22 protein-coding genes are annotated in these 23,843 nt (G+C 34.2%); 11 read left to right on the forward strand and 11 right to left on the reverse strand.

Going from position 1 to position 23,843, the window contains the following annotated elements:
• Positions 1-5: 5 nt before the first annotated feature.
• The 11 genes from OEW74_RS00565 (at position 6) to OEW74_RS00615 (ending at position 9,533) form a co-directional block, all read left to right on the forward strand.
• Complete coding sequence (locus OEW74_RS00565; RefSeq protein ID WP_265426631.1) at positions 6-713, forward strand: response regulator transcription factor; 708 nt, start codon at positions 6-8, stop codon at positions 711-713.
• Positions 714-716: 3 nt separating this feature from the next.
• Positions 717-2,126 (forward strand): sensor histidine kinase, encoded by a 1,410-nt coding sequence (locus OEW74_RS00570; RefSeq protein WP_265426632.1) that lies wholly within the window; start codon positions 717-719, stop codon positions 2,124-2,126.
• A 146-nt stretch (positions 2,127-2,272) separates the two neighbouring features.
• Positions 2,273-2,770, forward strand: a complete 498-nt coding sequence (locus OEW74_RS00575; protein ID WP_265426633.1) for a hypothetical protein — start codon at positions 2,273-2,275, stop codon at positions 2,768-2,770.
• 33 nt (positions 2,771-2,803) lie between these two features.
• Entirely contained in the window at positions 2,804-3,658 is an 855-nt protein-coding gene (locus OEW74_RS00580) for a YoaK family protein (RefSeq protein ID WP_265426634.1), read from the forward strand.
• 188 nt (positions 3,659-3,846) lie between these two features.
• Positions 3,847-5,625, forward strand: coding sequence for a DNA mismatch repair endonuclease MutL (gene mutL, locus OEW74_RS00585; RefSeq protein WP_265426635.1), 1,779 nt, complete (start codon positions 3,847-3,849; stop codon positions 5,623-5,625).
• 4 nt (positions 5,626-5,629) lie between these two features.
• Entirely contained in the window at positions 5,630-6,400 is a 771-nt protein-coding gene (locus OEW74_RS00590; RefSeq protein WP_265426636.1) for a rhomboid family intramembrane serine protease, read from the forward strand.
• 6 nt (positions 6,401-6,406) lie between these two features.
• Positions 6,407-7,396, forward strand: a complete 990-nt coding sequence (locus OEW74_RS00595; RefSeq protein ID WP_265426637.1) for an endonuclease/exonuclease/phosphatase family protein — start codon at positions 6,407-6,409, stop codon at positions 7,394-7,396.
• 220 nt (positions 7,397-7,616) lie between these two features.
• On the forward strand, positions 7,617-8,450 hold the full coding sequence (locus tag OEW74_RS00600; protein WP_265426638.1) for an endonuclease/exonuclease/phosphatase family protein: 834 nt from the start codon (positions 7,617-7,619) through the stop codon (positions 8,448-8,450).
• A gap of 4 nt (positions 8,451-8,454) precedes the next feature.
• Entirely contained in the window at positions 8,455-8,790 is a 336-nt protein-coding gene (locus OEW74_RS00605; RefSeq protein WP_265426639.1) for a hypothetical protein, read from the forward strand.
• Positions 8,791-8,889: 99 nt separating this feature from the next.
• The gene (locus tag OEW74_RS00610) at positions 8,890-9,291 is read left to right on the forward strand and encodes a hypothetical protein (RefSeq protein ID WP_265426640.1); all 402 of its coding nucleotides are present in this window, start codon (positions 8,890-8,892) and stop codon (positions 9,289-9,291) included.
• A gap of 89 nt (positions 9,292-9,380) precedes the next feature.
• The gene (locus OEW74_RS00615) at positions 9,381-9,533 is read left to right on the forward strand and encodes a bacteriocin-like protein (RefSeq protein WP_265426641.1); all 153 of its coding nucleotides are present in this window, start codon (positions 9,381-9,383) and stop codon (positions 9,531-9,533) included.
• 56 nt (positions 9,534-9,589) lie between these two features.
• On the opposite strand, the gene OEW74_RS00620 is transcribed toward OEW74_RS00615, so the two are convergent.
• The 11 genes from OEW74_RS00620 to mraY form a co-directional block, all read right to left on the reverse strand.
• The gene (locus tag OEW74_RS00620; RefSeq protein WP_265426642.1) at positions 9,590-11,107 is read right to left on the reverse strand and encodes a GH3 auxin-responsive promoter family protein; all 1,518 of its coding nucleotides are present in this window, start codon (positions 11,105-11,107) and stop codon (positions 9,590-9,592) included.
• A 103-nt stretch (positions 11,108-11,210) separates the two neighbouring features.
• Positions 11,211-11,621: a BrxA/BrxB family bacilliredoxin gene (locus OEW74_RS00625; RefSeq protein ID WP_265426643.1), complete on the reverse strand. Its 411-nt coding sequence runs from the start codon at positions 11,619-11,621 to the stop codon at positions 11,211-11,213.
• A 487-nt stretch (positions 11,622-12,108) separates the two neighbouring features.
• Positions 12,109-12,555, reverse strand: coding sequence for a GatB/YqeY domain-containing protein (locus OEW74_RS00630; RefSeq protein ID WP_265426644.1), 447 nt, complete (start codon positions 12,553-12,555; stop codon positions 12,109-12,111).
• 167 nt (positions 12,556-12,722) lie between these two features.
• The gene (ftsZ, locus tag OEW74_RS00635) at positions 12,723-14,630 is read right to left on the reverse strand and encodes a cell division protein FtsZ (RefSeq protein WP_265426645.1); all 1,908 of its coding nucleotides are present in this window, start codon (positions 14,628-14,630) and stop codon (positions 12,723-12,725) included.
• Between the two features lie 80 nt (positions 14,631-14,710).
• Positions 14,711-16,096, reverse strand: a complete 1,386-nt coding sequence (ftsA, locus tag OEW74_RS00640; protein ID WP_265426646.1) for a cell division protein FtsA — start codon at positions 16,094-16,096, stop codon at positions 14,711-14,713.
• 89 nt (positions 16,097-16,185) lie between these two features.
• Positions 16,186-17,112, reverse strand: a complete 927-nt coding sequence (locus OEW74_RS00645; protein ID WP_265426647.1) for a cell division protein FtsQ/DivIB — start codon at positions 17,110-17,112, stop codon at positions 16,186-16,188.
• 74 nt (positions 17,113-17,186) lie between these two features.
• Positions 17,187-18,545, reverse strand: coding sequence for a UDP-N-acetylmuramate--L-alanine ligase (gene murC, locus OEW74_RS00650; RefSeq protein ID WP_265426775.1), 1,359 nt, complete (start codon positions 18,543-18,545; stop codon positions 17,187-17,189).
• Positions 18,546-18,619: 74 nt separating this feature from the next.
• Positions 18,620-19,762, reverse strand: coding sequence for an undecaprenyldiphospho-muramoylpentapeptide beta-N-acetylglucosaminyltransferase (murG, locus tag OEW74_RS00655; protein ID WP_265426648.1), 1,143 nt, complete (start codon positions 19,760-19,762; stop codon positions 18,620-18,622).
• A 76-nt stretch (positions 19,763-19,838) separates the two neighbouring features.
• Positions 19,839-21,095 (reverse strand): FtsW/RodA/SpoVE family cell cycle protein, encoded by a 1,257-nt coding sequence (locus tag OEW74_RS00660; protein WP_265426649.1) that lies wholly within the window; start codon positions 21,093-21,095, stop codon positions 19,839-19,841.
• Between the two features lie 67 nt (positions 21,096-21,162).
• Positions 21,163-22,488 (reverse strand): UDP-N-acetylmuramoyl-L-alanine--D-glutamate ligase, encoded by a 1,326-nt coding sequence (gene murD / locus OEW74_RS00665; protein WP_265426650.1) that lies wholly within the window; start codon positions 22,486-22,488, stop codon positions 21,163-21,165.
• Positions 22,489-22,572: 84 nt separating this feature from the next.
• Positions 22,573-23,814 carry a phospho-N-acetylmuramoyl-pentapeptide-transferase gene (gene mraY, locus OEW74_RS00670; RefSeq protein WP_265426651.1) on the reverse strand — a complete coding sequence of 414 codons (1,242 nt, stop codon included), beginning with the start codon at positions 23,812-23,814 and terminating at the stop codon, positions 22,573-22,575.
• Positions 23,815-23,843 lie beyond the last annotated feature (29 nt).

Genomic DNA, 23,843 nt, shown 5'->3' on the forward strand with positions numbered 1-23,843 from the left:
TTTTTATGAAAAAAATTGTTCTGATTGAGGATGAAACCAGCGTAGTCTCTTTTATTAAAAAAGGACTTCAGGAGAAGGGATATGAAATTTCTGTAGCATTTGACGGTCGCACCGGTGTCAATTTGGTGCAGGAAAATGATTTTGATTTGGTTATTCTCGATATTATGTTGCCCGAAATGAACGGATTGGATGTCTGCAAAGAGATCAGAAAAACCAATAAAAGTGTTCCTATTCTTTTTTTAACGGCATTGGGAACTTCCGAAAATATTGTTTTAGGATTAGAAAATGGTGGCGACGATTATCTTGTAAAGCCTTTTAAATTTATCGAATTGGTTGCCCGTGTAAAATCTCTGCTTCGAAGAAGTAGCCCGATCAACACACCTGATGTGACAGAAAACGAAATCGATAATGAGCATGTTTTTCAGATCTCAGATTTAATCGTGAATGACTACACCAAAAAAGTAATTCGAGCTGGTGAAGAGGTTTCTTTAACTTCTACAGAATACAAACTTCTGATGTACTTCCTCAACAATCCTGAAAAAGTGATCTCAAGAGCTGAAATTTTAGATGCAGTTTGGGGAGTTAACTATGAATTGGGAACCAATGTTGTGGATGTTTATGTCAATTATTTACGAAAAAAAATAGACAATCAGGAAGACAGCAAACTCATTCATACGGTAATTGGAATGGGATATGTTTTAAAAAAACCTTAGAAAATGTTTAATAAAGTCATTACCAATCAAACCAAAACGATGGTGCTTTTGATGGTTGTTTTTACAACCGTTATTCTGATTTTTGGTGGATCGGTGTACTTTTCTATTGTTAATTTTTCGCATCAGAGGTTTTATGAATTGCTGAAAATACGTACCACAACGATTGTGCAGATCGAGAAAAGCAAAGAACATCTCGACCTTCCCGAAAATTACATTCTCAACAGCAGAAATGACGAAGAACTTCCGATGGAAAGAGACTATGTTTTTGCAATTCCTACAGATTCTAATTTCAAAAAAATATCGCACGAAGTGCATATTCCGGACACATTTTTTAAAAATATCATCAGATCCGGTGAAGCCAATTACAACGATTCTGAATTTTATTATATCGGTCAGACCTTTAAATATCAAGACAAAGATTATATCGCAATTGCTTCAGCAAAGAACCATTACGTCGTTCATTATCTTGGTTTTTTGAAGAGAACGCTGATTACTTGTATGATCCTTTCTATATTTTTCAGCATGATCTTCTCTTTTTATTTGTCTAAAACTTTATTCAGACCAATTTTAAAGATTACCGGAAAAGTAAAAGAGATTAGTTCTGAAAATCTGCATTTAAGACTTGAACCTCAACCAGATAATAAAGAATTAAACGAGTTAGTTGAAACTTTCAATACTATGTTGACAAGAATCGAAACCTCTTTTGAGACTCAAAATCACCTGATTGGAAATGTTTCGCACGAGCTCAGAACACCGCTTACTTCGATTATGGGCGAAGCCGATGTTGCACTTTCTATCAACCGAACAGCAGAAGAATATAAAGAAACGCTCGAAATCATTTTGGATGAAGCCGAAAAACTTGATAAAAAAATAAAAGCACTTTTACTGATCGCACAAACCGGGTTTGACGGCAGAATTCAAAAAATCGATAAAGTAAGAATCGACCAGCTTTTATGGGATGTTATCGAAACTTTAAGAAGAATCGACTCCCGAAACAATATTTACCTCGACATCAGTATGCTTCCCGATAATCCTAAAAAACTGAAAGTTCAGGGCAATGAGCAGCTTCTTCACTTGGCGGTTGCAAACATTATCAATAACGGATGTAAATATTCTAATCATCAACAGGTAAAAGTTTCGCTGGGCGCAACAGACACCGACCTTTACATCATCATCAAAGACAACGGGATCGGTATTCCTGAATCTGAAATGAATAAAATCTATGACCCTTTTTTTCGTGCTTCGAATACCCGAAATTATGAAGGTTACGGCATCGGTCTTCCTCTTGCCAGAAATATTGTGAGAATGCACAACGGTGAACTGTTGGTAAGTTCACACGAAAATCAGGGAACAACTGTACAAATGCGTTTTCCTACGATTTATGGTACTCAGAAGGAAGAAAACCCAACTTAGCTTCAAAAAGAAGCTTTTCTTAAAATTAAATTCTAATCTCATTTTAATCTCTTTAATTACATTTTAATTCCGTTCCAAAGATCTTCTAATCTTACAGATATAGTTTTGTATCATCAAAAAGATGTTACACAACTAAATCTAAAGATATGATCAAAACCATTTTAATAGCAACAGATTATTCTCTTGAGTCTCTAAATATTTTAAAAAGAGTTTTAAAAGAGAAAAATGCAGAAGAAAATGACACTCAATACAAAATTTTATTAGTATCGGGTTACGACATGGGAGATTCTATCAGAGATCTTCTTTTTACAACAAAATCTAACATTTTCAACAAAATAAGAACTCAGGAATTTTGTGACGCTTACGGAATTATCGTTAATAAATATCCGCATTTGGTTCACAAAATCGTTTGCGATGTTTTCTCAGGAAGCTTCCAAAGAGCATTTAACAATTATGTGAAAGCAGAAGAGATCTCAGAAGCGTATTACTCGCCTTCGCTTAAAAACAAAAATACCAAAGGAAAATTTGATCTGAATCCTTACATCAAAAAGTGTAAAGAATTGGTATCTCATGAAATGGTATTAGAAGCTCCTCAATTTATGCCTGAAAAAGGCAGGTTGGCAGAAGTTTTTGTAGAAGTTTAAATGACTTTAATAAACGATTAAAATTTAAGTAAAATGTTAAGAAATTATAGTAACAGCAGGACGTTGGGAGACAACATAAAACTGGGGACGCTGACTGCCTTTACGGCAGGAACTATAAATATTGCATCTCTATTAATATTTCTCTCATTTACCTCAAACGTAACGGGACATTACGCCGTTTTTGCAGCAGAAATAAGCAAAGGAAACTGGAGTCAGGTTGCCGTTGTCGGAGCATGGATTTTTCTTTTCTTCTTCGGTAGTTTTACGGCTAACTTTTTCGTGATTAATTTCAACAAAAAAAGTAAATATTTTGCGCACGCAATGCCGATTGTTCTGGAAATCTTATGTCTTTTGGCAGTCGGAATTTACGGACAGTTTTATTATCAGAAAACGCTAGAAGAAGCTGAGGTTCTTGTAGGATTGATGCTTTTTGCAACCGGTTTACAGAATGGTTTAACGGCAAGTATCTCCAACTTTTTGGTAAAAACTACACACCTTACCGGAACTACAACCGATTTAGGGATTTTGATGTCTATGTTTACGCACAAAAAATACAGAAAAAACCCGGAGTTGATTGCAAGAGCAAAACTTTTATCAAGTGTAATGCTGGCTTATGTGATGGGAGCTGTATTTTCAGGACTGACTTATTATTATCTGGAATTCAGCGTATTTTATGTGATAAGTGTTTGTTTGGTAGTGGTTATAGGATATGATCTTTATAAAATCCACCTGAGACACTTTTATACGAGCTACAGATATTCGAAAATTTATAAAAAACCCAATCTTATGGCTTACTTGTACGACAGAATACATGGAAGCGCAGAAGTGGTAATGAAACAAAAACGACCGGAAAAATCTAAACTGGTCTTAGAAGAAAAAATGATGTAATGATCATTGATTAAAATTTGGACAGCACAAATTGTATATACTTAGTTTGGGGCTCTTAATTGTTATACAATTAGGGGCTTTTTTTAATAGGATTGTGTAAAAGTTAGGGATAACTTAATCTTAAATCATTGTTTTACTGTTTTAAATCTTATTTGCTTTGCCTATTTTTGTAAGTTCATTACCCATTTATGTCAGATATTATTCAGCTTTTACCCGATCATGTAGCCAACCAAATCGCAGCCGGTGAGGTGGTGCAGCGTCCTGCATCTATTGTAAAAGAACTTTTGGAGAACTCTATCGATGCGGGAGCTACAAAAATAGAGCTGATCATAAGAGATGCCGGAAAAAACCTTATTCAGGTTGTAGATGATGGGAAGGGAATGTCTGAAACCGATGCAAGAATGTCTTTTGAAAGACATGCCACATCAAAAATACGAGGAACCGAAGATATATTTAAAATAGCAACTAAAGGTTTCCGTGGTGAAGCTTTGGCTTCTATTGCCGCAGTTTCCCAGGTTGAATTGAAAACCAAACAAAAAGATGCTGCATTAGGAACCAATATCTACATTGAAGGCGGAGTTTTCCAGTTTCAGGAACCGGTGCAAACTTCGGAAGGTTCTAATTTTTTAGTTAAAAACCTTTTCTATAACGTTCCGGCAAGAAGAAAGTTTCTTAAAAATAATAATATTGAATTCCGTCATGTCATTGATGAATTTCAGCGTGTTGCTTTGGCTCATGAAGGTTTAGAATTTTCTCTTTTTCATGATGACGAACCTATTTTCAAGCTGAGAAGAGGGACTCAGATGCAGAGAATTGTCGATATTTTCGGCAGAAAACTTCACCCACAACTGATTCCTATTAAAGAAGATATTATCTGGTGTAAACTTCATGGTTTTGTAGCAAAACCGGAAGGTGCCAAGAAAACGCGTGGCGAACAGTTCCTTTTTGTAAACGGAAGATTTTTTAAAAGTCCATATTTCAATAAAGCAGTTCAGGAAGCTTTTGAAGGATTGCTTTTACCAGGATATATTCCTACATTTTTTCTTTTTCTGGAATTAGATCCGGAAAAAATTGATGTCAATATTCACCCACAAAAAACGGAAGTAAAATTTGAAGATGAGCATCTTATTTTTGCGTTGCTTCGTTCTACAATTAAGCGTTCTTTAGGAATTTACAATATTGCCCCAAGTTTAGATTTTGAAAGAGATCCGCAGCTTGATGAAATGATGCATAAAGGTTTTTCGAATAAAAACAACAACATCGGAAATATCAAAATGCCCGAAATTATTGTAGATCGAGATTACAATCCTTTTTTGGAAGAAAGAGGAAATCCGCAGATAGAAATTCAGAATCTTACAACAATGTATCATCAGAATATTTCTGCAGAACCATCGAAAATTAACCTTTTTGAAGATGAAGATTTTGATGAAGATTTAATGCGACTTCCTAATGGGTATTGGCTTTTTAACAAAGGAGACAGTACTTTAATGCTCGATTTAGGCAGAATGCATCGTCTTCTGGTAGCAGAAACCAATAAAAAATCAAAGAAATCCACAAACAGTCAATCTCTTTTATTTTCATTGGAATACCACATGAATGAGATTGAAAAGAACAAGTATAAATCAATCAAAAAACATCTTCCTGAATTAGGGTTTGAGATGACTGTAGCTCACGAAAATGTTTTAAGAATTGATGCCGTTCCTGAAGGTTTGAAAGAATCTCAGGTGATGAAATTTCTGGAGAATCTTTTTGACGTTTTAGAATACAAAACCGAGGACGAATTCTTACAGATTTACCAGAATCAATGGAACAAAATGCAGTCGAAATCCCGTTTTGATTTTATTTACAAAGTAGATGCCGAACAGCTTATCAAAGATTTTACAGCACTTGGTTTCCCGGAGTTTTTACCAAACGGAAAAAGATGTTTTTATGAAGTTCCGTTCAATGATTTTAAAAATAAATTTTAAGTAGATGTTTAATAATATACCGCCGATTACCCGAAATTTAATAATATTAAATATTGTAGTTTACATAGTTTCTAATTTCTTTCTTTACATTTTACAAAACCCACAGCTATATAATTTATTATCTGCTTTTTATCCATTTTCGCCCAATTTTAAATCTTGGCAGATTGTAACGCATATGTTTATGCACGCTCCTTTTAAAGAAGAAGCAGGTATATTACATATTTTATTCAACATGTTCACTTTGTACAGTTTCGGTCCCATTTTAGAACAATCTTTAGGAGATAAAAAATATTTGATTCTATATTTTTTAAGTGGATTAGGAGCTTTTTGTTTATTTAACTTATGGAACTTTATTGAAATTCAACAAATTACAAATACTTTACAAGGATTAGGTGTTGACATTACCGAAATTTATAGACAAGCAGATATAAATTATTCGGGAGACATACTTCTAAATAATAAAACACCTGAGATTTTTGAGCTATCTAAAAAACTTTTAATTGATTTAAAATCGCCTATGCTTGGTGCATCCGGAGCAATTTTCGGAGTTATTGCTGCATTTGCAACTTTATATCCAGAAGCAAGAATTGGAATTATGTTCATTCCCATTCCTGTAAAAGTAAAATATGTACTCCCTATTGTGGTAATAGGTTCAATTTATTTGGGAGTTTCCGGAAATGGTGGTGGAATTGCTCACTTAGCTCACGTTGGAGGTGCAATTGTAGGATTTATTTTAGCTAAGATCTGGAAAAGACACTTGTATCGATTCAAATAATATCTTGTGAAAATTTTCCGAATAATACTTTTTATACTGCATTTAGGATTATTATTTCTGTTAACAGGGGTTTTGCTGAATGCTTATATTCCGCCAAAGATTTTTCCTTGGCTTAATTTGCTCTCTTTAGGTTTTCCTATTTTAGTTATTGGATATATTATGCTCACATTTTTCTGGATTTTCAGCTGGAAAAAAAGAGCATTTGTCTTTATGTTTATGGGATTATTTTTCTTAAATCCTGTAAAAAGATGGGTTAATTATTCTTCTGAAAGTAAAGAAACAGCAAATCTTAAAATTGTTTCTTTCAATATGAAAAGCGGGAAAAAAGGAATTGATAAAATAAAAGATTATCTTGAACAAAAAAATGCAGACATTATATTTATTCAGGAAGAAAATGGCCAGCTAAAATTAAATAATCTGGAGGGAGAATACAGCCTTCCTGTAATTCGTCTTTATTCAAAATATAAAATTGTTTCCCGAAAAAATCTTTTTGAAAACCTTTCTGATACAGACATTACTTCACAATGCGAACAAATCGACCTCGAAATAAAAGGCAAAATCTATCGTGTTTTTAATGTTCATTTACAATCTTTTGGTGTTGTAAAAAGTATGGTAAAGCTTAACGGAAGCAGCGAGGAAGATGAGAAAAAAGTGAAAAATATTGTCAAGAAATTAATTCCCACCTTTAAGTCGCATCAGGAGCAGGTAAAAATCATCCGTGAAAGTATTGATAATTCTCCTTATCCTGTGATTGTTGCGGGAGATTTTAATGCCGTTCCCAATTCTTATGAATATTATAAAACTTCAGAAGGGTTAAAAGATGCTTTTTATGAAGTAGGCAGAGGAAGCGGAACCAGCTTTCATGATTACAAATATCCTTTAAGAATAGATTATATTTTTACTTCAGAATCTATAAAACCGGTAACCTACAAAGTTGATCACTCCGTAAATCTTTCTGACCATTTTCCGGTAGTTGCTACTTTTAAAATCGATTAAACCTTTTATTTAAATTTCATAAAACGCTGATTGGCAGAATTTTTGTTACTAAACAAACATTTGAATTCATGAAGCGGTTTCCTTTTTTACTTTTCATCCATTTAGCTGTTTTAATACTGTTAATCAGCACATTGCCAACGCTTGGATAGCTCCCAATTATTTCAGCAAGCTCAATCTTCTTTCATTAGGTTTTCCTTATTTAATTTTAACCCATCTTTTATTGACAATTATTTGGATCATTAAAAGAAAAAAAATTGCTCTCATTTTTATTCTTTCAACATTTATTTTTTACAATCCTGTAAGACGATGGGTAAATTTCTCTCCACAAAACAGCAATATTACTTCCGCAAAAACAGATATAAAAGTTTTAACCTACAATGTAAAATATGGAAGTTTGGGTTGGAATAATGTAAAAAAATATATCCGAGATCAAAATGCCGATATTATTCTGGTGCAGGAAAAAGACACCAACAGAGCACTCAGAAGTGATTTGGTAAAATATCCTTCGGTGATATTAAAAACCAAACACAAAATTTTGAGGCAGGGAGATTTAATCAATGATGCTTCTAAAGGCAATTCTTTTTTTGCAGATATTAATATCAATGGGAAAATCGTAAGAGTTGTAAATGTTTATCTGGAACCTTTCAGATTAAATAAAAACATGCTTGGACTGGAAAATGAAAACTCTGAGAAAAAAGAAAACAATAAAATGGAAGCTCTTTTTTCGAGGCTAATTCCTACTTTCAGAACGCATGAAGAACAGGTGAAGAAAATCAGAAAAGTGGTTGATAACTCGCCTTATCCTGTAATTCTTGCAGGAGATTTTAATTCGGTTCCTAATTCCTGGGAATATTATAATCTAGGCAAAAACCTTGATGATGCCTTTGTAAAAGCTGGAAATGGAAGCTCTACCAGTTTTCATGATTATAAATTTCCACTGAGAATAGATTATATTTTTGCATCGCGCAGTATTATTCCCAAAAGTTATAAGGTAGATTATTCTGTAAAATTATCAGATCATTATCCTGTAATTGCCGAATTTCTATTAAATTAGTCACATGAAAAATGTGATTTTTGCCAGTGTAATTTTATGTTTATCAATGGTTGCGTGTTCTCAGCGAGAACCCGTTGTAAATAACGTTCAAGAATTAAAAGTAAAATACGACACCACTGCAATAGATTCTTTTTCGGCAGGCGCTACATCGGTTGATATTGCAAGACAAATAAGAATGTCTTCACAAAAATATCAGGATTCTTTAAAAGAGGCCTTAAAATTGCAACAGGAAGAAAAAAGGATTACCGAAGAACTTGAAAAAGAAAACAAAAAGAAAGCTGAAGCCGAGAAAAAACTAAAAGTTTCTGAAGCTACAGCCGAACAACCTAAGCAGGAATAATTAAATTGTTTTTTATCACAAAAGAAAATTTTTGGTTTCTTTTTTCGTTTAAAAATACAATCATCAATTCATTTAAATCAATATTAAAAAATATACACAATGAAAAAGCACATTTTAGCAGCAGTAGCCGTTTCTACACTATTTGTTGCATGCACAAAGTCAACAACAACTGAGAAAACTGAAAATCCTGACGGATCTGTAACGACTACAACGACCACAGAAATCGGTACCGGATTAGATACTTCAAAAATAGATAAGGCAAAAAGCGATATCAAAAATACCGTAAATAATGCGGGCGACAAAATAGAGAATACTGCTCAGAAAGCAAAAGAGGATATCAATGCTGCAGGAAAAGACATTAAAGCTGAAGCCAATAAAGTTGGAAAAGACATTAAGTCTGGAGCTCAGGATGTGAGTAAAGATGTAAAAGATGTAGCTGCAAAAGGAGCACAGAAAGTAGAAGACGGTGCGAAAAAATTTAAAGAAGATCTTAAAAAGTAAATATCTGATTATCTTTTAGCGAAAAAAGTGGATTATTTATAAAACTTTTAGTATATTTAGATTACTAAAAATCAACAAAACAAGTTATTATGAAAAAATCAACTGTATTAAAAGCTAAAAAGTTAACAAGAGAAAATCTGAAAAAAGTACAAGGCGGATATGTTCCAAAAGATGAAGATGACGGATGCGGATGGAATATGTGCAGAAATGCATTTGGCAGATGTTCTGTCTTTGCTTGTTGATTAAATAAAATCAACTTATTAAAATAATAAAAACCGCAGAAATTTCTGCGGTTTTTTTATGCTTTATTTAGCTCCAATAAAGGATCAATATATTCTCTGTCGTTACTCAATCTCGGAACTTTGTTTTGTCCGCCTAATTTACCCTTAGATTCAAGCCAGCAATAGAAAAGATTGGGTCTTGCAATATGCACCACCGGTTTTTTCAGCGTAATGTTATTGTATCTTTTAGCTTCGTAATCAGAATTAATGCTTTTCAGATGTCTATCAAAAATATCGGTAAATAAATCTAAATTTTCGGGATGCTCACTAAACTCAAAAATCCATTCATGAGCGCCGCTTTCATTTTCTTTCATAAAAATCGGAGCTCCGGTAAAATCTTTTACAGAAGAATTGGTTTCCTGACAAGCTTTGGTTAACGCCGATTCTACATTGGTAATCATCAGTTCTTCACCAAAAGCGTTGATATAATGCTTTGTACGACCCGTAATTTTTATTCTGAAGGGATTAATTGAAGTGAAAATAACGGTATCTCCTATTAAATACCTCCAAAGTCCACCATTGGTTGTAATTACCATCGCATAGTTTTTTCCAACTTCTACGCCTTCCAGACTTACCACTTTCGGATTGGAACGGTGAAACTCATCCATAGGAATAAACTCATAGAAAATTCCGTAATCGAGCATTAGAAGCATTTCATCACTATTTGATCTGTCCTGAATTCCGAAAAATCCTTCAGAAGCATTATAGATTTCATAGTAATTAATGTCTTTCCCGATAATTGGTTTGTACTGCTCTTTATAAGGCTTAAAGCTAATTCCACCGTGAAAAAACACTTCCAGGTTTGGCCAAAGTTCAGAAACATTTTTCACATCAGTTTCTTTTAAAACCCTCTGCAATAAAACCATCATCCAGCTTGGAACGCCTAAAATACTTCCTACATCTTCGTTTTTAACTTCAGTAACAATGGCTTTCAGCTTACTTTCCCATTCTCCCATCAATGAAACTTTCTTACTTGGAGTTGTTGTGATTTCAACCCAAAAAGGAAGGTTATCAATTAAAATAGCCGACAGATCACCAAATTTCGTATTAAAATCTGCGTATAATTCAGAGCTTCCGCCCAAACGTAAATTTTTATTGGTGAAAAGCTGATTTTCTGGATGGTTATTGGCATAAATGGAAACCATATCCTTTCCTGCTTTCATGTGACAATATTCAAGGCTTTCTGCAGAAATAGGAATGAATTTACTTTTAGCATTGGTTGTACCCGAAGATTTTGCAAAATGCTTAATGTAACCAGGCCAGCTTACGTCTTTATGACCCTGTCTTGCGCGCTCAACATACGGTTCAAATTCTTCATAAGAAACAATCGGAACTTTATTTTTAAAATCCTGATAACTAGAAATAGAATTAAACCCATACTTCTTTCCGTATTCCGTATCTTCTGCATGGAATAACTGGGAAAACAGGATTCCTTTCTGTGTATCAATAGGATGATCCATAAAATTCTGAATCTGATCTATCCTTTGCTTGATAAACCAATTGACTACCGTATTGAAAAGTGCCTTCGTTGCCATTCTGACAAATATAATAATATTTGGATTTTCAACGAATGATTTAAACAAAAAAACCATCACAAATTTGCAATGGTTCTCATATTACTTTTTAAATGCTAAAAAATTAGCAGTACTCGTCGTAAGCTGCCTGTAAGTTTGCTGCAATAGCTCCTGCAGGATTTCCTTCAATGTGGTGTCTTTCAAGCATGTGAACCAGTTCCCCATCTTTGAAAAGAGCCACACATGGTGAGCTTGGAGGGAATGGTGCTAAATGCTTTCTCGCTGCTTCTACTGCTTCTTTATCGAAACCTGCAAAAACCGTAGTCAAATGGTCTGGTTTTTTATCTCCTGTTAAAGAATAAACAACTCCAGGTCTTGCTGCTCCCGCTGCACAACCACATACAGAATTGATTACTAAAAGAGTAGTTCCTGATTGTTTTAAAGCTTCTTCCACTTGTGCTGGAGTTGCCAAATCTGCGAAACCTTTATCTGTAAGCTCAGCCTTCATAGGCATTACTAAATCTGTTGGATACATTTCTTATTTTTTTTAAGTGTTTACAAATTTACACAATTCTGTAGGTTTTTACAATTTATAAAAACTATCTAAGTATTTAATAAACAAAATGAAAAGCTATTGATATATAACGATATAATAATAATTTTAATTAATATTTAAATAAAACACATTGATATTAAATTATATTTGCTAAATTTGAAATGATTCTAAAAACGATTTCCATGAAAAAAAACTTATTTATTAATCTTTCAGGACATTAGAGTAAAATCTAGTGACAATGTAATTCCCTCACCTTTATCTTTGTTTTGTTTTAAGTTTTTAGAATATTTATAAAAAACATTGATTTAGGATTTACAATAAATGAAGCCCGAAACATAAAGTTCCGGGCTTCTTTAATCAAATCGATATGCAAAGGTTGAATATCCTTTATTGTGTGTGAGGTATGCGTTGCAAGATACGAGTTTAAAACATTATGCATAAACACGGAACTCGAAACACGGAACTCTTATGAAAGCAGCTTCTTAGCCATCTCGGAAATACTTTTTCCGTCAGATTTTCCTGCTAAGTTTTTTGATGCCACTCCCATTACCTTTCCTAAATCTTTGATAGATTCGGCGCCGGTTTCAGCGATAATATTTTTCATTTCTGCTTCCAATTCTTCTGCTGAAAGCTGTTTTGGTAAGAATTGCTCGATTACTTTCATCTGAGCTTCTTCTACTTCCGCCAAATCACTTCTTCCCTGAGCTGTAAATTGCTCATAAGAATCTTTACGTTGCTTAATCATCCTCTGAAGAATGGCAATCTCCTGCTCTTCAGAAACTTCAGCTCCTAAAGCCTCAGTTTTCAGCAATAATATTTGTGATTTTACAGCACGAAGAGAGTCTAAAGCAACTCTGTCTTTTGCTCTCATCGCTGTTTTTATAGCTTCGCTAATTATTAATTCTAAACTCATTATAATTAATTTGAAAATTTGAAAATGGATTAATTTGAAAATGATTGATTCTTGATAGATATTTAATTAAACTGACTATCAATATGTTTTCGTTTAGTACAATTAAATTGTTTGTTTTAACAACACACTAATTTTCAAATTCTCAAATTATTCCATTTTCAAATTGTTTAATCTACGTCTTTATTTAAAAATCTGTTTTCTCTGATCTGCATGTTTCCGTTGTTATCAGACAAATAGGTGTTGATATTTTGGTCTGATGCATTAGAACCGTCAATTGAAATATTTTTTCTCTTGAAAGCAGGTACAGATTCAAATTCATTCACATTATCGAAATTCTGATAACGAGAATTGAATTCTTTCAGCTTGTTTCTTCTCTCAACTACTCTCTCCTGATCTGCAGGCTTATTCACAAAAGTAAATTCAGATTCTGTTTGTTTCTGAGTTTCTACCTCTGCTCTGTTTTGGAAAGTAGATCTTTCTTCCACTTTTGGCTGTTCCGGAGTTTGATAGAATGTTTCAACTTTTTGGGTTGTTTCTTCTATTTTTTTCTCGATTACTGAAGTTTCAAACTCATTTTTTGGCTGTCCAAAATCATATTTAGGTTCAACCACAGGTTCGTTAACAGTAAAATTAAACTCAACCTTTTTTTCATCTGAATAGCTATTGTTGAAAGAATTTTCCTTTGGTTCTTCTTTTTTATTTTCAAAATCAAAAGAAAAAGACTGAATTTCTAAATCATTCGGATCGTCATCGAAAGAAAACAAATTGACATCATTATCATCGCTCAATTCTTCGTTTCTCCAACTCTGAATTGGGCTTTCCAATGTATCTTCCTCTCTATCAGAGAATTTTATTTCCGTTTTTATCTCTTCATCCTCAATAGTCATTTTTTTTTCAGAAGACGTCATCTTAAACTGTGGCGCATCCTGATCTTCATCATCCAATCTGAAAAGATTTTTCCCTCCAAAGTCATATCCCTGTTCAGGAGCAACTTCTCTCTCGTCTCTTGTTTTGAAAGGCGAAGTTTTTTGGTTGTCTAAAGCATCATTTAAACCAATTCTGATTTTCTCAGTAGGTCCGGAAAACTTTTGGTTATCGTTAGAAAAACCAGTAGCAATCACCAATACGCTTACTGCATCACCCAATTCTTCGTCAGCTCCAACACCAAAAATAATATCTGCTGTGTGACCTGCTTCTTTCTGGATATAATCCATGATGATACCGATTTCGTCCATTGTAGCTTCTTCTACACCACTTCTGATCAACAATAATACGTTTCTTGCGCCCGTAATTTTGTTGTCGTTCAATAATGGAGAGTCTAATGCCTTTCTTACAGCTTCTTCTGCTTTGTTTTCGCCAGAAGCCATTCCTGTAGACATCAATGCTGTACCAGAATTCTGAAGCACAGATTTAGCATCTCTAAAGTCAATGTTTACATCAAAGTAACCGGTAATAACCTCTGCCATCCCTTTTGCGGCGTTAGTTAAAACTTCATCGGCTTTTGAGAACCCTTGTTTGAAACCAAGGTTACCAAATTGCTGTCTTAATTTATCATTGTTGATTACAATTAATGAATCAACATTATTTCTTAGTTTATCTAGTCCTAATTCTGCCTGATCCAATCTTCTTTTTCCCTCAAAGCTGAAAGGTACGGTAACAATACCTACGGTAAGAATTCCCATATCTTTGGCAACTTTAGCAATAACCGGAGCCGCACCCGTTCCGGTACCACCACCCATTCCTGCGGTGATGAAAACCATTTTGGTGTTTTGTCCCATTGCTGCTTTAATATCTTCGATACTTTCGATAGCCGCTTTTTCTCCTACTTCAGGATCTGCACCCGCTCCAAGACCTTCAGTAATGGTAACTCCCAACTGAACTTTATTTGAAACCGGATTGTTATCTAAAGTCTGCGCATCGGTATTACAAATCACGAAATCTACCCCGTGAATACCTTTTTCGTACATGTGTTTCAGGGCGTTGTTTCCACCGCCACCAACACCGATAACTTTGATGATCGAAGAGTTTCCTTTTGGCAGATCAAATGAAAATCCTTGTGTGCCTATATTTTCCATATTTATTTTTTTTCTAATTGATAATCGACTATGATAGTTGATGAGAAAATCTTTCATCGCTTATCATTCATCATTTATATTTATTCTACTTCTTCAAAGAATTTTTTCACTTTCTCCATCAGCGACTGTCCGAATGTTGGTTTCGAAGGTCTTGATGTTTGTACCGGTGTTTTAAACTCTTCTTCTACTTGCGGTGCAGCCTGAGTTTGAGATTCAGCATTAACATTTGTCTGACTTTCTTTTTGCTCAACTTTTGTATCAGCTTCAATTTCAACTTTCTCTTCTACAACAACTGTTTTTTTATCTCTGATTTTCAAACTTTCCATCAGCAAACCAATAGAGGTAGCAAATTCCGGTCCTTTAAGATACTGGTTTTTATCGTTTGCAATATATTCATTGGCAAAACCAATTCTGCTGTCGAAACCTGTTGTGTAATTTGCCAACTGACGAAGATGTTTCAAGTTTGAACCACCACCCGTCAATACAATTCCTGCAATCAGTTTTTTCTTTTGTTCAAATGCTCCGTAAGCTTTCAATTCTGTGTTAACCATTTCCAAGATTTCCTCCACTCTCGCATTGATAATCTGCGCTAAAGTTTTAAGAGAAATCTCTTTATCCGGTCTTCCATGAAGTCCCGGAATCGTAACAAATGTGCTGTCTTTTTCCAACTCAGGAACTGCAGAACCGAACTTAACCTTTAATTGCTCGGCGTGCTTTTCTATAATTGAACAACCTTCTTTGATGTCTTCCGTAATAATTCCGCCTCCGTAAGGGATGACGCAAGTATGACGGATGATATTATCTTTAAAAATAGCAATATCTGTAGTACCTCCACCGATGTCTACAATTGCTACTCCTGCTTCTTTTTCTTCTTTAGTAAGAACAGCTTCAGAAGATGCTAAAGGCTCTAATGTAAGCGCTTCCATTTCCAAACCTGCTTCTCTTACACATCTTGCGATGTTCCTGATGCTTCCCATTTGTCCTACAACAACATGGAAATTTGCTTCCAGACGTTTTCCGTGCATTCCGACAGGCTCCTGAATTTCTCCTTCAGAATCAACCTTATATTCCTGTGGAAGTACGTGAATAATTTCCTCGCCCGGTAACATAACCAGCTTTTTTACCTGATCTTTTAGCGCTTCAATATCATCATCTGTGATGAATCTATCCGGATGTTCACGCATAATGTAATCTGAATGCTGCAGTGAACGAATATGTTTTCCTGCAATACCCACAGTTACCTTATGAATAGGAACTCCTGCGCTTGACTGTGCTTCAGACACAGCTGCCTTAATAGAGTTAATGGTTTGTGAAATATTATTCACAATTCCTTTATGAACTCCCAGACTTTTTGCCTTCCCTACACCGAGAATTTCTATTTTCCCGTGTGCATTCCTCCTTCCGACAATGGCGACAATCTTGGTTGTCCCGATGTCAAGACCTACTGAATACTCTTGATTTTCCATTGTATATATCTCGATTTGATTTAATTACTTTTTTTATTAAATAGGATTACATCCTATCCTTTATTAAGCCGTCCTTTCGGGACTCTTTTTTATTCTATTTTAATTTTTGCCTTTGGTTTGGTCGCCGTTTTCTTTTCCGGAGTCTTCTTTTTTTCCTTAGGTTTGACGACTGCTTTTGGTTTCGTGTTTTCTTTCGGTTTTAAAGAAGTTGAGCTCGCTTTCTTAACTACTGCAACCGGAGCTTTTGCCAAATCTTTATGACTTGCTTTTAAAATACTGTCATTTTCTTTAAAATACGGATTCAGTGTTGTTACAATCTGATTCTGATATTTTACCGAAACCATACTGTATTTCTGAGGGTCCTGAAACACAAGATATTTCTCAACAAAAGTTTTAAAACCTTTTACTTTTAGCTCAATATTATCTAAATCCCCAATTTCAACTTTATAATTTCCTTCACTGGTAAGAAGATTATAGCTGTCTTTATATTTTGATATCCCGATGAAATATTTTTTACTGAAATCATCTTTGTCAATTTTATCAACCAGTTCAGCAAGCTTTTCATATTCATCTTTTTTCACATCACCAGTCACCAACATACAAGGATGAGAATAGGTTTTGGAAATCGGAAATTCTATTCCTTTTTCGTCCACATAAAAATCCTTTCCTTTATAATTCAGCCTGAAAACCGGAACTCTTTGTTTGATGTCTAAATTCAGTTTTCCATTTAAATTTAAATACACATTCGCACTGTCAACCGCAGGAAGTGCATTAATTTTCTTTTCAAGCTCTGGAATATTTAAATCTCCAACTTTCCTTGACGGATTTTCTTTATTTACAATCTCACGAATATCTTTTTCATCAATGAAATAAACCGGAGTTTTCTCATTCATTTTTACAGAAATTTTATTGTCCGTAATCTTCTGACCCCCGAATTTCTTCAACGAGAAACTCAGCAGGAACCCAAGAATGATTACTGTGATGGCAATTTTTAAAATTCTGTACTTGTTTTTCATACTTTTTTGTATTCATGTATTAATGTAAAATGTATTTATGAGCAGTCATTAATACGTTAGTACATTATTACTTTTTACATTTTATTCATCCATTCACAAATCGGGTCATACAAAGTATCTATATTTCCGGCACCGACGGTAAGTAGAATGTCAAATTCTTTTTCTTTTATTTTGTTGAAAGCATCAGATAAATTCGACACTTCTTTTTTATCTAAAGTCACTTTTTCTAACAACCAATCTGAAGTGATTCCTTCAAAATTTTCCTGAAGCTCTCTTGCAGGATAAATATCAAGCAAAATCAATTCATTAGAATGATTTAAACTTTCCGCAAATCCATCAGCAAAATCTCTTGTTCTGCTGAATAAATGCGGCTGAAAAACTACCAATAATTTTTTATCCGGATAAAACGTTTTAATTGAACCAACCACAGCATTAATTTCTGTTGGATGGTGCGCATAATCATCAATATAAATTTTACCGCTCGGATAAATATGTTTTGTATATCTTCTTTTAATTCCTTTAAAATTGGCAATTGCTTTCTTTAAAATTTCAAAGTCTACTCCCAGATTATGAAGAATAGCCAATGCAACCGTTGCGTTTTCTACATTGTGAATTCCCGGAATATCCCACACAAAATCTTTTATTGTTTCTGTCGGCGTATGAAAATCAAAATAGATTTTATCATGATCCATACGAAGGTTATCCGAATAATAATCTGCTTTTTCGTTTGCTGCATAGGTTTTATGCGCTCTCCCGATTTCAATTCCTTTTCTTACAAAAAGCTGTTTATCTTCCGGAACTAAAGCTGCAAACTGTTTAAAACCTTCTTCAATCGTATTTTTATCTCCATAAATATCCAAATGATCGGCATCTGTAGAAGTAATCACTGCCCAATCCGGAGAAAGGTTAAGAAAACTTCTGTCGTATTCATCGGCTTCAACAACAGAATATTGCGAACCGTTATATAGAAAATTCGATTTAAAATTCTCAGAAATTCCACCTAAAAAACATGAAAAAGGCAAATCTGCTTCTTTACACAAATGCGAAACCAAAGTAGACGTAGTTGTCTTCCCATGCGTTCCTGCAACAGCGATACAATCTGTATTTTCGGTAATTAAACCTAAAACTTTTGCACGTTTTAAAACTTCAAATTGATTTTCATTAAAATAATCTAAAATCCCCAATTTCTTGATTGCCGGAGTATAAATTACCAATGTATTTTCTTTCTTAAGCGAAGTAATTTTTTCATCAATGACATCTTCAAAAACAATATCAATTCCTTCGTTCATTAAAGCCGTCGTCAATTTCGTGTTGGTTTTATCATAGCCCAAAACATTTTTACCCGAAGCATGGAAGTACCGTGCCAAAGCACTCATTCCGATACCTCCGATTCCAACGAAGTAAAAATTTTGACATGTTTCTAAATTGTTCATTCTTTTTTCTTGTATTATTGTATTCATGTAAAGGGTATTTATGATTTCATTAATACATTTTACAATGATACTTTTTACAGTTTATTAAATATCTCATCTACGATTTCTTTTGCCGCATTGGGTTTGGCAAAATATTTAAGATTTTCAGACATTTCTTTTCTTACATTTTCATTTTCGCAGATCTCTGATAATGTATTCCAGAATTTCTCCTGCATTTCAGAATCTTTAACCATTTTGGCTGCATTTTTTTCAACCAGATTCATCGCATTTTTTGTTTGATGATCTTCCGCTGCAAATGGAAAAGGAATCAATAAAACAGGCTTCTGCGCTACCGCCAATTCTGAAATGGCAATTGCTCCTGCTCTAGAAACAATTACATCCGCTGCAGAATAGGCTGTTTCCATGTCTTTGATGAATTCTCTTATTTGGATGGAAGATGGAAGTTGGGTGTCGGAAGTTTTTTTAGCTTCGCTATTTTCGCTTCCAGCTTCCAGCTTCTGGCTTCCAACAATTTCCGTATAATCCAATTTTCCGGTTTGCCAGATTAATTGATATCCTTTTTCTTTAAGTTGATCAAGATTTCCTTTCCAACCATTGTTTAATGTTCTTGAACCTAAAGATCCGCCAACTGATAAAATGGTCAATTTATTTTTATCTAAACCTAATTTTTCTTTGGCTGAAGAAGTTTCCTGCATTCCTGAAACAATATTCTCACGAATCGGATTTCCTAAAAATTTTATTTTTTCAGCCGGAAAACCTTCTACTTTTGGATAGGCTGTAAAAACGGCTTTTGCTTTTTTACTTAAAATTTTATTCGTCACTCCTGCATGTGCATTCTGCTCCTGAATAAAGATCGGAATTCCCATTTTGCTGGCTTCATATAAAGCTGGTCCGCTTGCGAAACCACCCGTTCCTACTGCAAAATCAGGCGCAAAGTTTTTAATTATTCTTTTAGATTTAGATAAGCTTTTTAAAATTTTAAAAGGCAAACCTAAATTCGACAGCATATTTCCTCTGTCGATTCCTGCAATGTCAATTCCTTCTATTTTGTAGCCAGCTTGCGGAACTTTTTCCATTTCCATTTTTCCGTTGGCTCCAATGAACAAAAACTCTGCATCAGGAAATCTTTTCTTGATCTCATCTGCAATAGCGATTGCCGGGAAGATGTGTCCTCCTGTTCCGCCTCCGGATAACAATACTTTTAGTTTTTTGTTCATACTTATTTATTATTGATAAATGATGATTGATTAGCGATATGAAAATCAATTATAAATTATCATTCATCTTTTATATTTATGCAATGTCGTTTATTTCGACAATGCTTTGTTTTTTGCCCATTCCTTCTTCATCGTAAATCTGAATTCTTGAGCTTATATTTAAAATAATTCCAAGCTGGATGTACGTTACCAACATGGATGTTCCTCCATAGCTTATCAGTGGCAATGGCTGTCCTGTAACCGGAATCAGATTCACTGCAACGGCAATATTTACTGCCAATTGTATGAAAATCATCACACCGAGACTGAGAACGAGCAACGAGCCGAAAAATGCGGGCATTTTACTTGCAATCATTACAATCCTCACAATCATAATCAGATACATACTGATCAGAAATCCGGCTCCAATCAAACCATATTCTTCAACAATTACGGCAAAAATAAAATCGGATGCAGATTGTGGAAGCATCTGTTTTAAAGCTGATTTACCAGGTCCCATTCCGGTAATTCCACCGTGAACGATGGCAGCTTTTGCCTGCATTACCTGATAATTTTTTGCTTTTACACTTTCATCATCAACATCTGCAGATTTTGCCTTGCTCGATGTAAATGTTTCGATACGGCTCATCCATGTATGTACACGGTTTCCGCCAATCATGTTTGTGTTTAAAGCAATTAATAAAAACAATGTGATTGCTATAAATGATGCAGAGATAAATCCTGCAATATATTTCCAATGTAACTGACCGATAATCAAAACAATGACCGAAACCATTAAAATCATTAAAGCGGTAGAACCATTATCTTTTGCCACCAACACAAAAACCAGTAAAATAGGTCCGAAAATGTACATTACATTCTCAATAGGAAGCCTCTCTCTGGTAATCTTCTTGGTTAAATACCTGCACAGATAAATAATCAACATTAAAAAAGCAAAAGACGAAGGCTGGAACGAAATCGGTGTTCCCGGAATTTTCAGCCATCTTGAAGCACTCGCTCCGTCAATCGTTTGTCCTGTAAACATCGTGACAATCAACAGAATAATCATTAAACCCAACATAATACTGCTGAGTTTTCCCATATATTCATACTTCACGGTTCCCACCAATCGCATAATTGCCAAACCTAAAACCACAAAGAACATGTGCTTCATAACATGACCCGTTGTAGTCCCGTTATTTACGATATATTCTAAGTTTGAACTTGCAGAATAAACAGGGAAAATAGAGAAAATGGAGATCACAAGAATGACCATCCAAAGTACTTTATCGCCCTTTAGAAATTCGAATCTGCTTTCTTCTATATTCTGTTCGTTCATACGTTTCGTATTCATGTATTTATGTAAAATGTATTCATGATTCTAAATATCTTTATACATTAATACTTTTTACATTTTACAATTATTTTAATACTTGTTCCTTAAACTGATGACCTCGGTCTTCGTAGCTTTTGAAAAGATCAAAACTTGCGCAACATGGTGAAAGTAAAACCGTATCACCCTTTTTTGCTAATGATTTTGCGGTTTCTACTGCTTCTTCCATGCTTGAAGTGCTGTAAATCAATTCTTTTTTGTTTTTAAAGAAGTCGATAATTTTCTGATTATCAATCCCTAAACAGACAATTGCTTTTACTTTTCTTTTAACTAAATCTTCAATTTCGGTATAGTCGTTTCCTTTATCTAAACCTCCTACAATCCAAACTGTAGGATTTTTCATACTTTCTAAAGCATAATACGTTGCATTTACGTTGGTTGCTTTGCTGTCGTTGATGTATTTTACACCTTCAATTTCTGTAACAAGCTCCAATCTGTGCTCAACCGCCTGAAAAGTCATTAATGAATTTCTTATGCTTTCGTTATTGATTTTCAATATTTTACCTGCAATTGAAGCCGCTAAACTGTTGGCAACATTATGATTTCCCAATAAAGACAACTCATCAACTTTCATTGAGAATTCGTCCTTTAGTTTTACAACAATTTTATCTTCATTTACAAAACCTCCTTCATTCAATTTTTCTTTAGTTGAAAAAGGAATCATTTTCGCTTTAATTTCAAATTTTTCAAGAATATTTTTGCTCATTTCGTCATCTTTATTGTAGATGAAGAAATTATCATTTTCCTGATTCTCAGTTATTCTGAATTTTGCTAAAGCATATTCTTCGTAGTTGTAATTGTACTGATCCAAATGATCTTTCGACAAGTTCAACAATAAAGAAATATACGGTCTGAAATTCTGAATATCATCTAACTGGAAAGAGCTTACCTCTAAAACATAATATTCATGGTTCTCATCGGCAACTTGCTTTGCAAAACTTTGGCCAATGTTTCCGCCTAAACCTACATTTAATCCGTCATTTTTCAGGATATAATAGATTAAAGACGTTGTCGTTGTTTTTCCGTTGCTTCCTGTGATGGCAATGATCTTTGCATCGGTAAATTCAGATGCAAATTCAATTTCAGAAGAAAGCCTGATCCCTTTCTCTTGAATTTTGATAATCATTTCTGCTTTTTTCGGAATTCCTGGGCTTTTTACAATCCAGTCTGCATTGAGAATTCTTTCTTCATCGTGACTTCCTTCTTCAAACTCAATACCATTTTCCGTCAAAAATTGTCTGTAATGATCCTTAATGGCTCCTTTGTCTGAAAGAAATACTTCCAAACCTTTTTTCTTAGCCAAATAAGCAGCACCACATCCACTTTCGCCACCTCCTAAAACAACTATTTTCATATCTTTTTTATTTAATGATTGAAAGATTTAAATGATTCAAAAAATTTTTAAATGCTTAAATCTTTTCAATTTTAAATTAATTTTCTATCTCATCTTCAATGTAATGAGACACACAATTGCCAACATAACTCCTATGATAATCATCCTATTAACGATTTTACTTTCGTGAAAACCGTCTTTCTGATAATGATGATGAAGCGGAGACATTTTAAACAATCTATTATTTTGGGCATATTCCAACCCGAATTTTCTTTTTCTGTATTTAAAGACAACCACCTGAAGCATTACCGAAATATTTTCAATTAAGAAAATTCCACAAAGCACTGGAATCATCAGTTCTTTTCTTAAAATAACCGCCAAAACAGCGATCACGCCTCCCAACATCAAACTTCCGGTATCTCCCATAAAAACCTGCGCAGGATAAGTGTTGTACCAGAAAAATCCGATAACCGCTCCGACCATTGCGACGGCAAAAATGGTAGTTTCACCCATATTCGGGAGGAACATAATGTTGAGATAATCTGCGAAAATAATGTTCCCGGAAACGTATGCAAAAAATGCAAGCGCCAAAAGAATAATGGTACTTGTTCCTGCGGCAAGTCCGTCGATCCCGTCTGTAATATTGGCTCCGTTTGAAACAGCTGTTACAATAAAAATAACAATGGGAATAAAAACAATCCATGCCCATTCATGGGCATCTTTGTCATTCATCCAAAATAAAATTCCGCTGTAATCGAACTCGTTATTTTTGGTAAATGGAACAGTGGAAACGGTAATTTTTTCTGTCGGCGAAAAATTTTGCTCAACATTATTTCTGTTGACTACTTTTGCATCTGCATACTTTCTTTTAACTGTAATATCCGGGTGGAAATACATTGTAACTCCGATAATTAGTCCTAAACCGACCTGACCCACAATTTTGAATTTTCCGCTTAGTCCGTCTTTATTTTTCTTTATTTTCTTTAAATAATCATCTATAAAACCAATCGCTCCCATCCAAATTACCGTTACGATCAAAAGAACGATGTAAATATTGGTAATTCTTGTAAAAAGCAATACCGGAATTAAGGTCGCAATAATGATGATGAAACCACCCATTGTAGGGGTTCCTTCTTTTTGTTTTTGTCCGTCTAATCCCAAATCACGAACTAACTCGCCCATCTGTTTTCCTCTCAGGTAATTGATGATGCTTTTTCCATAAACGAGAGCAATCATTAATGAAAGTAAAACAGCCATTCCTGCACGAAACGAAATGTACCTCAACATTCCCATTCCAGGAATATGGATGCCTTGGCTCGTTAAATATTCGTATAGATAGTATAACATTTTTTTAATTTAAAATTTAATTTATTTAA

Source organism: Chryseobacterium sp. YIM B08800 (assembly GCF_026163565.1).
Taxonomy (GTDB): domain Bacteria; phylum Bacteroidota; class Bacteroidia; order Flavobacteriales; family Weeksellaceae; genus Chryseobacterium.

Coding starts and splice junctions, on each gene's coding strand:
- OEW74_RS00590 (WP_265426636.1), top strand. CDS start 5,630: ATGTTTAATAATATACCGCCGATTACCCGAAATTTAATAATATTAAAT.
- OEW74_RS00610 (WP_265426640.1), top strand. CDS start 8,890: ATGAAAAAGCACATTTTAGCAGCAGTAGCCGTTTCTACACTATTTGTT.
- OEW74_RS00605 (WP_265426639.1), top strand. CDS start 8,455: ATGAAAAATGTGATTTTTGCCAGTGTAATTTTATGTTTATCAATGGTT.
- mraY (WP_265426651.1), bottom strand. CDS start 23,814: ATGTTATACTATCTATACGAATATTTAACGAGCCAAGGCATCCATATT.
- OEW74_RS00645 (WP_265426647.1), bottom strand. CDS start 17,112: ATGAAAAACAAGTACAGAATTTTAAAAATTGCCATCACAGTAATCATT.
- murC (WP_265426775.1), bottom strand. CDS start 18,545: ATGAACAATTTAGAAACATGTCAAAATTTTTACTTCGTTGGAATCGGA.
- OEW74_RS00630 (WP_265426644.1), bottom strand. CDS start 12,555: ATGAGTTTAGAATTAATAATTAGCGAAGCTATAAAAACAGCGATGAGA.
- OEW74_RS00625 (WP_265426643.1), bottom strand. CDS start 11,621: ATGTATCCAACAGATTTAGTAATGCCTATGAAGGCTGAGCTTACAGAT.
- OEW74_RS00565 (WP_265426631.1), top strand. CDS start 6: ATGAAAAAAATTGTTCTGATTGAGGATGAAACCAGCGTAGTCTCTTTT.
- OEW74_RS00615 (WP_265426641.1), top strand. CDS start 9,381: ATGAAAAAATCAACTGTATTAAAAGCTAAAAAGTTAACAAGAGAAAAT.
- OEW74_RS00580 (WP_265426634.1), top strand. CDS start 2,804: ATGTTAAGAAATTATAGTAACAGCAGGACGTTGGGAGACAACATAAAA.
- ftsZ (WP_265426645.1), bottom strand. CDS start 14,630: ATGGAAAATATAGGCACACAAGGATTTTCATTTGATCTGCCAAAAGGA.
- murD (WP_265426650.1), bottom strand. CDS start 22,488: ATGAAAATAGTTGTTTTAGGAGGTGGCGAAAGTGGATGTGGTGCTGCT.
- OEW74_RS00660 (WP_265426649.1), bottom strand. CDS start 21,095: ATGAATACGAAACGTATGAACGAACAGAATATAGAAGAAAGCAGATTC.
- murG (WP_265426648.1), bottom strand. CDS start 19,762: ATGAACAAAAAACTAAAAGTATTGTTATCCGGAGGCGGAACAGGAGGA.
- OEW74_RS00620 (WP_265426642.1), bottom strand. CDS start 11,107: ATGGCAACGAAGGCACTTTTCAATACGGTAGTCAATTGGTTTATCAAG.
- OEW74_RS00570 (WP_265426632.1), top strand. CDS start 717: ATGTTTAATAAAGTCATTACCAATCAAACCAAAACGATGGTGCTTTTG.
- ftsA (WP_265426646.1), bottom strand. CDS start 16,096: ATGGAAAATCAAGAGTATTCAGTAGGTCTTGACATCGGGACAACCAAG.
- mutL (WP_265426635.1), top strand. CDS start 3,847: ATGTCAGATATTATTCAGCTTTTACCCGATCATGTAGCCAACCAAATC.
- OEW74_RS00575 (WP_265426633.1), top strand. CDS start 2,273: ATGATCAAAACCATTTTAATAGCAACAGATTATTCTCTTGAGTCTCTA.